This is a genomic window from Frankia sp. AiPa1, assembly GCF_023243075.1.
Taxonomy (GTDB): domain Bacteria; phylum Actinomycetota; class Actinomycetes; order Frankiales; family Frankiaceae; genus Frankia.
Genome location: NZ_JALKFZ020000045.1, coordinates 1 through 10,308, shown reverse-complemented (window position 1 = coordinate 10,308; position 10,308 = coordinate 1). Strand labels below are relative to the sequence as shown.

Below are 10,308 nucleotides of genomic sequence, written 5' to 3'. Positions count from 1 at the left end.
CCTGCGGTCAAACCTGACGCAACATCAACCGAACTGATCCGGCCTCCAATTCAAAGAACCAGGATGGAAAAGGTTCAATCATATTGATGAACCCTGGCCCAAATCGAACGCTGCTCAGATACGGTCATAGGGGATGGCGTGGTATCGTCTGACCAGTTCATCCGCGAAGTCCGATCCGGAAAAACTGTGGTCGTCAATCGTGGCGACGGGGGACAGCCCGCGCGAGTTCGTCACGACCGCGGCGTCATAACGAGTCAGGTCCGCCAGCCGAACGGGTGCGCACACGTTGCCTGTGGTCTGTTGAAGGAGAGCCATGGTGACGCCGGTCAGGCACGGCGCGTCCGGCCAGGTGACGGTCTCACCGGCGAGAAGTCCGAGGTTGGTCCGAGCGCCTTCGGCGATGGTTCCGTCCGGCCCGGTCAACAGTGCCTCGTCGAAGCCGCGGCGGTGGGCGAGCCGGGCATACTCCAGTTGACCGAAGGTGCCCAGATGCTTGATATGCGGGAAGGGCCTCAGGTAAGGCACGGACATCAGGCGCAGCGGCGCCGTCGGTGCCTCGACTGGCGGCCCGACCGCGACGACGAGCCGCCCCGGGCCGATGCCGGCGGGGTCCGTGGCAATGACGCGCACCGTGGCGTCCACAGCCAGGGCGTCCGAGCGGGACGCCGCCGAGCCGGGAACGCCGCCCGCGGCGGCAATCGAAGAAAATGCGGGCAACGCCTGGCGTATTCGCGCGCGTACGAGCTCGCCATCAAGCGGCTCGCCGTACAGCTCGCGATGAGCGGAATCCAGCCGGTCCAGGTGCAGCCTCAGGCCGCGGGTCCCGCCGGCGCGCACCTGCATGACGGTGAAATGTCCGTGGGAGTGCAACGCGAGCTGTCCCCAGGACGCGGGTGCGGCTGCCTGACCATCGACCTCGACGTAGGGCTGCACGGCGGCGACCATCCCGCGACGATAACGACCGGCCCGGCGCGGCTCACGCCAAGGTGCTACCAGGCGACGTACGCCACATCCAGGTTCGCTAGCGTGCACACGTGCCCGCGAAGCCGGCGGGTGTCAATGCCGAAGCCCGGCATCTAGCAGGCGCATGGCCTGCCGAGACGAATGGAGTGGTCAATGTCCGACCTCGCCGTCGACCCCGCCGCTGACCCGGCCAAGCTCGTCACCACGCTGACCGGGATGTCGGAGCGGGAGGTCTCCGACGTGCTCGCGAGCCCGGTCGGAAACGACGTCCTGGATGTGATCTTCCAGGAGATGCAGGCCAACTTCCGTCCCGAGCAGGCTCAGGGTGAGAACGCGCTCGTGCGGTTCGACCTCACCGGCGGTCCGGGCGGCGAGACCCGTACGTACGAGCTGCGGATCGGCAACGGTCAGTGCGCACTTGCGCATGAGGCTTCCGCGGCCGCCGCGAACGAGAAGCAGCTGAAGATCACTACCGACCGGGTGCGCTTCATCCGTGTGCTGACCGGGCAGGCCAGCGGCGCCAAGCTGTTCCTCACCCGCAAGATCAAGGTGGATGGGGACATGAAGTTCGGTGGCAAGGTGATGAGCTGGTTCGGCGTTCCGCAGCAGGAGGACTGACCTGGTCCGGACGTTCGAAGCAGGCGCGCCATCCCGACCATCCTCGCGATCCCTGTACGGAGAGTATTAGTCTCTGGCGGTGAGAGTGATGATCGGCCGACTGTAGCTGGTCGGCTCGTCCCCGCCCCAGGCGGGACAGGGGAGGTTGGATGATGCGCCTGCTGCTCGACGGTCAGCAGTTCGACCTGCCTGCGGGCACCGATCCGGTTGCTCTGCGTCGCCGGGCCGGCGAGGTGATGAGCGGCGAGCACGGCAACACCGGGCTCGACCGGATCCTGCTGGCCAGTGGCGATGTCCTTGAGGTGAACTGGCGAGCCATCGGCGTCGTCGAGGTCATCGACGTCGACCCGGACGACGACGTCGACTGAGCACCCGCCGCACACATCGAGCGCAACCGGTCTCCGGGGCATCGCAGGCCAAGCACGGCGCGGCGCGTCCGCATGGGACCCGTCCGAACGGAGACCGACGCGGCCTGCTGCGACCGGCGTGGGCGTCAGAGAGCGAACTCGGCCGGGTCCAGGCCGAGGACAAGCGCCGCCTCCCGGACGACCGCCTGCTCGCTGGCCACGAACTCGCCGTCCACCAGCCCGATGACCTGGCCGAGCCGGATCACGGCCGAGGCCTGCGCCGCCCGCCCCCGCACCTTGGCGATCTCGGCGAGAGCCGTCGTCCGGCCGGCGGTGAGATCGGCCGTCAGCCGGGCAAGATGCCCCTCGAACAACGTGACCGTCTCCCGCTCGGGGAACTGCGACAGCACCGGGTCGGTCGCGGCGAACGCGCGCAGGCCCTCCCGCTCGGTCGGGTCGATGCGGCCGTCAGCCACGGTGACCAGTGCGCACATCGCGATCGCCGCGTCCCGGAACGCCAACGTCCGCAACTCCTCGCGGCGGGCGAACAGCTGGGCTCGCAACGACGCCAGTGACGGCAGCCGCCGCGATCCGCCGATCGGGTCGAGCCCCCGCCACAGCGGCCAACCCTCGGCGAGCCACCCGCGGACCACCTCGGCCATCGACACCGGACGCAGCCGGGTGGCCAGCAGAACGCCGATATCCACCGGGACGAGCGTGTGATCCCCCCAGCGCGACGGAGTCGGGATGTCGGTCGGCCAGATCCCGCCGAACAGCACACTGAGCACATGGTCGTCCGCCGTGGCGGAAGGCCGCCCCGAGACGCTGCCGTCGTGCTCGACCGCCCCGACGAACTGCCGGGACACCACCCGCGGGCCCGCCAGCCGCCCGACCAGCCGCTCGAGCGCGTCGTCGGCCGACTCGTCGCCCTGCACCGGCCCGCCGGGCAGCACATGCCAGGCATCGTCGGGCGGCCGTGCCAGCAGCACCCGGTGATCGATCCGCAGCAACAACCGGACATCAAAGCGAACAGCGGTCCGCAGCGGCATACAACAGCCTCCCGGCGACGCACGGCGCAGGGTGGATCCCTCGCTCTGCGCATCATCTCGCAGACGGGTCGACAACGACACACAGCGGTGCGTCCGGGTCATCCCCCGGCCGGGATGTCCGTCTCGTACAACGTCGTACGCGGGCCCGGGGGTGGCATCCGGGCGGCAGACCGGTCGCGGGTGGGTCGTAGCGTCGGGGTGAACCGTCCTATCCACCCGGATCGCGTGGGCCGTGTCGCAGTGAGCGCGGCCGGGCGCGGTCGGGTGCACGCCGCGATGAGGTGTCCGTGAACAAGTTCCTGCTCAGCGTGCACGTCCTGACGGCGATCATCGCCATCGGCCCGGTCACCGTGGCGGCGAGCATGTTCCCGCCGGCCGCGCGGGCCGCGCTGACCCGGCCGGGCGACGCCCATGCCGCCGCGGTCAGCCGGGTGCTGTACCGGATCTGCGGGATCTACTCGGCGGTCGGGCTGCTCGTCGTCGTCTTCGGATTCCTCACCGCCCAGAGCCTCGGCGTGCTGAGCCAGGGCTGGCTGATCGCCGCGATCGCGCTGACGGGCCTGGCCGCCCTGGTCCTCGCCTTCGCCGTGCTGCCTGCCCAGCGCGACCTGATGGACGAGATCACCGCCGCCCTTCCGGTGGCAGCCGCCGGTCCCACCAGCCGGCGGCTCGCGATGAGTGTCGGTGTCTTCAACCTGCTGTGGGTCGCCGTCACCGTTCTCATGATCATCCGCCCCGGCTCCACCACCGGCGTCTGATCCGCCCCTGGGGTGCGCCCGTAGGAGTGTCATGAATCGTCGCGGGCCGGAGTCGGAGGTGGCGGCGGCCGCATTCGCCAGCCAGACGTGGGGACTCCTTGCCTGGTCACGACACACCTGAGGGAGACAATGCCTCCCGGGAACGACGCGCTTCGACGGTATCGTCCCTCTCCCCACCATCAAGATCGGAATCTGAGGTCGCTGGGCGGAGGCGAGGATCTGGCCTCGGTGTGCGTTGCCGAGTGGGACGATCACCCTTGGTGTGCCGGCGGGTGCCGGCTACGGCGGGGGAGGCATGGGTGGGGCAGGCCCTGGATACGGTGCGGCGAGCGCTGGATGCTTTCGACTCCGGCGATGTTCCGGCTGCGCTGGCCCTGATGCACGAGGACCTGGTCGTCGAGGCGCCCGGCGGCGTGCGGGTCGAGGGGCGGGAGGCCGGCGCCGGCCATAGCGCCGAGTTTCTCGCAGCCTTCGGCGATGTGGACATCGACACGCATGTCCTCGCCGAACAGGGGCAGCTCGTCGTGGAGGAGTACACGCTGTCCGCGACCCACACCGGCGTGCTGCGCGGCGCCGACGGCACCGTGCATCCGCCGAGCGGTCGCCGGATCACCCTGCGCGTTGTCGAGGTGTACCGGGTGGAAGGCGGTTTGATCACCGAGAACCGCCTCTACTACGACCAGACCCGCCTGGCCCGTCAGCTTGGCGGCGCCGATGTCCTGGGCGGCCCAGGCGCCGTGACCGAGGCCACCGACCTGCCCCGCCCCGCCCCTGCCCTCGCCTCCGACCAGGCCCCCGACCCCGACCACGAATCCCTTGGTCGTCACGCCGCGCGGTCGATTGGCGAGCAAGATCCGCCTATGCAGGTCGTCGTGGGGGGCAAATCGGACACAAATACGCCCCCAGCGACCTAGTTGGATCTTGAGACTGACGATGCCATTGCAGAGAGTGAATTTTGGCAGCGGGAGCTTCCGTCGAGGCCGGCGGAGACAGGGAGGCGGCTGGCTCGGGGTGGTGGGAGGCCTCCGTCGGGCCCGGCGAGGATGGGAAAGCGGTCCGCGGGGCGGCGGGAAACGGGAGGCGGCGAGAAACGGGGAGTAGGCCAGCGGAGTCTGTGACGGGGCTGGTCGGTGTGAAGTGCGCTTCGGCGGCGGGGTCGATGTTCGGCGGCTGATCGTCCGGGACATACTCCATCCGGAACCTGGCACACCTGGCACACCTGGCAAGCGGGCCAGCGGGCCAGTGGCGGCTGAGCGGCTGAGCACGCCGAGCCGCCGAGCGGCTGGGCGGCTGACTGGGCGGCGGGCCGGTTGGCTGAGCGGTTGAGTGCCGAGGCGGACGGCCGGAGGATCGGCGGAGGGCGGGGCATGGAGTTCGACGACCAGCGGGTGGATGCCTCCGAGCTGGAGGACCAGCGCGGTGGCGGCGGGGGAGTCGGGCGGGGGGTCGCGTTCGGCACCGGGGGTGCGGGCATCCTCGGGGTGGTCATCTACCTGCTGGTCACCGTGCTCGGCGGCGGGTCGGGGTCGTCGTCACCGTCGTCGCTGTCGGGCGGTGGGACGTCCGGGGACGTCGCGCGGCGCTGCAACACTTCCGGCGCGATCGACCAGTACGACGACTGCTTCGTCCTCAAGGCGTTCAACGAGATCAACGAGGTGTGGGGAGCCCAGTTCAGCCGCTCCGGCCAGACTTACACCAAGCCACGCCTGGTCTACTTCTCCCAGGCGGTGAACACCGGTTGCGGTACCGCGTCGTCGCAGGTGGGGCCGTTCTACTGCCCGCCGGACCGCAAGGTCTACATCGATCTCGGCTTCCTTGACCAGCTGCAGCGGAACTACGGTGCGCAGGGGCGGTACGCGCAGGCGTACATCGTCGCCCATGAGGTCGGGCACCATCTGCAGACGCTGACGGGCCAGGAGGCCCGCGTCCGCCAGGCGCAGCAGGCCGATCCGTCCCAGGAAAACGCGCTGAGTGTGCAGCTCGAGCTGCAGGCCGACTGCTACGCCGGGGTGTGGAGCACGCTGGCGAACGCCGGCGGCAACCTGACCATCGGCGAGGCCGAACTCGACCAGGCGCTCGGGGCCGCCCAGGCCGTCGGCGACGACCGCATCCAGGCGCGGGCCGGCCAGGTCAATCCGGAGACGTGGACCCATGGCTCCGCCGAGCAGCGCCGCAGCGCCTTCCTCACCGGCTACCGTGGCGCCACGATGGCCTCCTGCGGCACCGTCCCGCACGCCTGACGGCGCCCCCAAGCCGCATCCGTCCTGGTCCGGAGCATCGCGGTCCGCGAGCATCCGACCGTGCGGGGGGATCGCGCCGTGCGTCGACGGCAACATCGGCATCATCCACTTCGACCGCCACGTCGACACCCAGGAGCTCGACCTCGACGAACGGATGCACACCACCCCCTGGTTCCACGCGACGAACATCCCGCCTGGGGTCCCTACCCTGGCGACGACCCTTCCACCTCGCCGGACGTCCCCGTCTCGTAGCGGTGGCCGTTGGACGTTCGACCCCGGTGACACACCGTGAAGGGATGACCCGGTCTTACCGGTCGTGGTGGGTGGGTACGTAGAAGGCCGGTGGCGTCCGACCTCCGGCTCGATCACGGTCCCTGATCGCGGACGTGGGCAGGGACCGTGACCGGGGATCTCGGTCGGGGAACCTCCGGTCGGGGAATCACCGGTCGGGGACATGGACGTGAAGGCGTGTGCGGGGAGGACGCCGGCATGGACATGGAACTGGTGGGACGGGCACCGCAGCTGCGGTTTCTCGCCGAGCGGCTGGCGGAGACCCGCACGGGACGACTGCGACTCGTCGTCGTCCATGGTGAGTCCGGCTTCGGCAAGACGGCGCTGGTGCGGGCGTTTCTCGAGGAACTGTCGTCGGACACGGAGCTGTCCGACGACACCCGATCCACCGTCCCGCACGTGCGTCGGGGCAGCGAGCGAGCGTCCGGTGCGCGTGTCCTCATGGCCAGTGCGGACAGCACAGAGGCGGCCGTGCCGTTCAGCGTGGTCTCGCAGCTCGCAGCCTCGCCGGAGATGGCAGCCTCGCCAGAGATGGTCTCCTTGACGGAGATGGCGGCCTTGACCCAGACGGCGGCCTTGACGGAGATGGGCAAAGCGGCCGGTGAGGCGGAGGTCTTTGCGGTCGGTGAGGCGCTCGTCAGGCTCGTCCGCGGGAGCCCTGACGTCGGCGGTGCCACGACCGTGCTGCTCGTCGACAACGCACACTGGGCGGACGAGCTCTCCCAGCAGGCACTGGCCTTCGCACTGCGCCGCCTGCGTGGCGACCGCGTACTCTGCGTGCTCACGATGTCGGGCGCGCTGTCCGAGCTGTCTCCGGGGCTGCGGCGTCTGGCCACCGAGCCCGCCAGCATGCTCCGGCTCACCGGGCTGGACCCGGACGAGCTACGCGAACTCGCCGCGCGGCTGTCGCTCCCACCGCTGTCACTCTGGGCGGCGGACCGCCTGCACGGGCTGACCGGCGGCAACGTCCTGCACGCGCGCGCCCTGCTCGAGGAACTGCCCGCCAGGGCTCTCGATGGTTATGCCGATCCACTGCCCGCATCGTCCGCCTTCGCCCAGGAGGTGCTCGCTCGGCTTGCCGAGTGCGGCGAGCAGGCCAGGCGGCTGGTGGACGCTGCCGCCGTCCTCGGCCTGACCTGTCGGTTGGCGGACGCGGCGGGGGTCGCCGCCGTGGACGATGCGGCGTTCGCCCTCGAGGGTGCGGTCGAGGCCTCGCTGCTTCTCGAGAAGACCACGACCATCGACCGACTGGTCGTCTTCCCCCGGCCGCTCGTACGTTCGGCGGTCTACCACGGGATCGGCCCGGCCCAGCGCAACGAGCTACACCTGCGCGCGGCCGTCCAGATCGACGATCCGCAGTCCCGGCTCTGGCACCGGGCCGCGGCGGCGGTCATCCCAGACGAGGGGTTGGCCCTGGAGGTCCAGCAGGCCGCCCGGCGGCAGGCCATGGCCGGGCGATGGCGGTCCGCGGCCGAACATCTGCTGGCCGCCGCCCGGCTCAGCCCCCACCGCCCCGCCCGGGAGCGGCGCATCACCGATGCTCTGGACTATCTGCTCTGGGGCGGCGAGCTGGCCCATGCGGCCAGCCTGCTGCCGGATCTGTCCCGCCTGCTGGACCAGGTACGAGGGGACTACCTGCGGGGACGACTGGCGATGCTGCGCGGTTCGCTGCCGGAGGCCACCGCGCATCTAAGCCGGGCATGGCACATGGTCGATTCCACCGCCCGTCCGGCCCTGGCCCGTGCCATCGGGGAACAGCTGGCCTTCTGCCACTACTGCGCGGGAGACGTCGGCGCGGCGACGTGGTGGGGCTGGCAGGCGCTGCGGCTCGGCCCCCCGCCGCCGGGTGATCCCACCTACCTGCGGGACATCCTGATTCTCGCGCTGTCCGACGCGGGGGACAGAGAGGCCGCGGACCGGCTGGCTGCCGAGGTCGTGTCTGGCGCCGTGTCGGCCGATGGTCGTGCCGACGGGCCGCCCGGTGCGGCTGGCGCGGTACCGGTCGGTGGGCGGGATTTCCAGCCGGACGGCCTGGTCGGACGAGGAATGGTGCGGCTCGCCTCGGATGACACGCATGCGGCCCGGGACGCGTTTCTGGCGGCGATGGCGGTGAGCAACGGCCAGGAATGGACGATGCCGTTCGGCCTGTTCGCCCTCATCCAGTTGGCGCGGACCGAGTTCCAGACCGGCCGCTGGGATGAGGCGATCGAGCATGCGGAGACGGCGGTCACCCTGGCCACCTCGGCTGGTCAGGGCTGGCTGCTGGCAGCCTGCCATGCTGTCGCCGCGTGTCCGCTGGCCGCCCGCGGCAACCCGAAGGCCCAGCAGCACGTGGACATCGCCACGAGTCTGCCCAGCGCAGCCCTTCCCTTCACCGAAGTCATGATTATGAAGGCGCGGTTGTGGCTGGCTCGCGCCGTCGGGGACGCCGAGGCCGCCGTGGCGCAGATGAGCGAGTACCGCATCGATGGGCGCCAGGAACCGCCCGAACCCCGCTGGATGCTCTGGCGTCCCCTCTACGCGGAGGCGCTGGCACAGGTCGGCCGGCCAGAAGAGGCGGCGACGGTGCTCGCTCCGTTCGCGGAAGCAACCCAGGCACGAAGCCGCCGGTCGGCGCGGCTTGCCTGCCTGCGGGTCGGGGCCGCCATCGAGGTCGCCCGTGGACACGTCGAACAGGCCGATGCGCTCTACCAGGAGGGTCTGACACTCGCGGCCGGGCTGCAGCTTCCCTTCGACCAGGCACTCCTGGAGTTCGACTATGGCGCCCTCCTCTCGGCCAGCGTCCGGCGTACCGGCGCGGCTGACCTGCTCCAGGCCGCCCGGGTCCGATTCGCGGGTCTTGGGGCCGAGCCCTACGTGGCGGACTGCGACCGGAAACTGGCCAGCTGTGGGCGGATCTCTCCGCAGCGCCAGGACGCCGCTCTGCACGCCCTCACGCCTCAGGAGATTCGGGTGGCGCGGCTGGTCGCATCCGGGCAGTCCAACGCCGGAGTCGCGCACGAGCTCGTGCTCAGCGTGAAGACGATCGAATATCACCTGGGCAACGTGTATGCGAAGCTCGGTCTTCGATCCCGCCGGGAGCTGGCCGCCGCACTGCCCGCGGATCTGACGGTCCAGGAGAGCTGACCGGACAGCCGTCCCTGTCGCCCGCGCTACCTGCCATGATGGTGCGAGGTTGCCGGTAGCCGGTAGCCGGTAGCCGCCGCGGCGAGGCTCGCCGTCTTCCCCGGTCCCCTGGCCAGGTCTGGTCCCGGCCCGTCCCGGGTGGAGTTCGCTGCCCATACCGTGGCGACTCGCTCTGCATCCAGGCCCGAACATCCCGAATCCGGACGTTCGGTGTTGCGGCCGCATACTGCCGCTTCGCGGGCCCCCAAGCCGTCCACCCAGGGTTCGCATCGGACCAAATCCGGATGAAATTCCTGGAAACCCTGGTATGTGGTGCCGGCCGGCGCGGTTTCCAGGGGTCCCTGGGGTGCCGGTGGTGGCCGAGCCCCGGGGTATTTGATTCCCGACCCCTCACATCGCGCGGACGGTACGGGGATGAAAGCAGAGGGCCGCCAAGCCCTCGATTCATCGCCGTGCGTGACGCGTGGCGATGCGACCGCGCTGTGAGGAGTGTCATGACGAATCTGAAGAAGCGGGCCTGCGTGATGCTGGCAGCGATTCCAGCAAGCATCGCTATCGCCGTCGCACCACCAGCCATGGCTGCCGACGGAAACACGGCCGGCGGCACGACGGTCGGCGGAAGCCCCTTCGGTGGTAACACCGCGGGTGGTACGACCGTTGGTGGCGGTGGTGGTAACACCGCTGGTGGTACGACGGTCGGTGGTGGTGGCCCTGGTGGTGGTAATACGGCGGGTGGTACGACGGTTGGTGGTGGTGGCCCTGGTGGTGGTAATACGGCGGGTGGTACGACGGTCGGTGGCGGCGGCGGTGGTGGTAACACCGCTGGTGGTACGACGGTTGGTGGTGGTGGCCCTGGTGGTGGTAATACGGCGGGTGGTACGACGGTCGGTGGCGGCGGTGGTGGTGGTAACACCGC

The 10,308-nt window shown here is 70.1% G+C and carries 9 protein-coding genes; 7 read left to right on the top strand and 2 right to left on the bottom strand.

The genetic code is table 11. From position 1 onward, the window contains the following. Positions 1-114 precede the first annotated feature (114 nt). Positions 115-945, bottom strand: a complete 831-nt coding sequence (locus tag MXD95_RS06445; protein ID WP_250639621.1) for an aminotransferase class IV — start codon at positions 943-945, stop codon at positions 115-117. Between the two features lie 171 nt (positions 946-1,116). Between MXD95_RS06445 and MXD95_RS06440 the strand changes: the two genes are divergently transcribed. Beyond that, positions 1,117-1,581 carry an SCP2 sterol-binding domain-containing protein gene (locus MXD95_RS06440; RefSeq protein WP_250639620.1) on the top strand — a complete coding sequence of 155 codons (465 nt, stop codon included), beginning with the start codon at positions 1,117-1,119 and terminating at the stop codon, positions 1,579-1,581. 152 nt (positions 1,582-1,733) lie between these two features. Next, positions 1,734-1,949, top strand: coding sequence for a hypothetical protein (locus MXD95_RS06435; RefSeq protein WP_250639619.1), 216 nt, complete (start codon positions 1,734-1,736; stop codon positions 1,947-1,949). A 125-nt stretch (positions 1,950-2,074) separates the two neighbouring features. Here MXD95_RS06435 and MXD95_RS06430 read toward each other — a convergent pair whose 3' ends face one another. After that, entirely contained in the window at positions 2,075-2,977 is a 903-nt protein-coding gene (locus MXD95_RS06430) for a TerB family tellurite resistance protein (RefSeq protein WP_250639618.1), read from the bottom strand. A 287-nt stretch (positions 2,978-3,264) separates the two neighbouring features. On the opposite strand from MXD95_RS06430, the gene MXD95_RS06425 reads away from it, so the two are divergent. The 5 genes from MXD95_RS06425 to MXD95_RS06405 form a co-directional block, all read left to right on the top strand. Beyond that, positions 3,265-3,735 (top strand): hypothetical protein, encoded by a 471-nt coding sequence (locus MXD95_RS06425; RefSeq protein ID WP_250639617.1) that lies wholly within the window; start codon positions 3,265-3,267, stop codon positions 3,733-3,735. A 299-nt stretch (positions 3,736-4,034) separates the two neighbouring features. Continuing rightward, positions 4,035-4,649: an ester cyclase gene (locus MXD95_RS06420; RefSeq protein WP_250639616.1), complete on the top strand. Its 615-nt coding sequence runs from the start codon at positions 4,035-4,037 to the stop codon at positions 4,647-4,649. Positions 4,650-5,102: 453 nt separating this feature from the next. Continuing rightward, positions 5,103-5,975, top strand: a complete 873-nt coding sequence (ypfJ, locus tag MXD95_RS06415; RefSeq protein ID WP_250639615.1) for a KPN_02809 family neutral zinc metallopeptidase — start codon at positions 5,103-5,105, stop codon at positions 5,973-5,975. Positions 5,976-6,464: 489 nt separating this feature from the next. After that, complete coding sequence (locus MXD95_RS06410) at positions 6,465-9,392, top strand: helix-turn-helix transcriptional regulator (RefSeq protein ID WP_250639614.1); 2,928 nt, start codon at positions 6,465-6,467, stop codon at positions 9,390-9,392. Between the two features lie 494 nt (positions 9,393-9,886). Next, a partial coding sequence (locus MXD95_RS06405) for a hypothetical protein (protein ID WP_250639613.1) occupies positions 9,887-10,308 on the top strand: 422 nt, incomplete at its 3' end.

Excerpts from the sequence above, each read along its gene's own strand:
- MXD95_RS06445 (WP_250639621.1), bottom strand. The coding sequence starts at position 945 with ATGGTCGCCGCCGTGCAGCCCTACGTCGAGGTCGATGGTCAGGCAGCC.
- MXD95_RS06440 (WP_250639620.1), top strand. The coding sequence starts at position 1,117 with ATGTCCGACCTCGCCGTCGACCCCGCCGCTGACCCGGCCAAGCTCGTC.
- MXD95_RS06435 (WP_250639619.1), top strand. The coding sequence starts at position 1,734 with ATGCGCCTGCTGCTCGACGGTCAGCAGTTCGACCTGCCTGCGGGCACC.
- MXD95_RS06430 (WP_250639618.1), bottom strand. The coding sequence starts at position 2,977 with ATGCCGCTGCGGACCGCTGTTCGCTTTGATGTCCGGTTGTTGCTGCGG.
- ypfJ (WP_250639615.1), top strand. The coding sequence starts at position 5,103 with ATGGAGTTCGACGACCAGCGGGTGGATGCCTCCGAGCTGGAGGACCAG.
- MXD95_RS06410 (WP_250639614.1), top strand. The coding sequence starts at position 6,465 with ATGGACATGGAACTGGTGGGACGGGCACCGCAGCTGCGGTTTCTCGCC.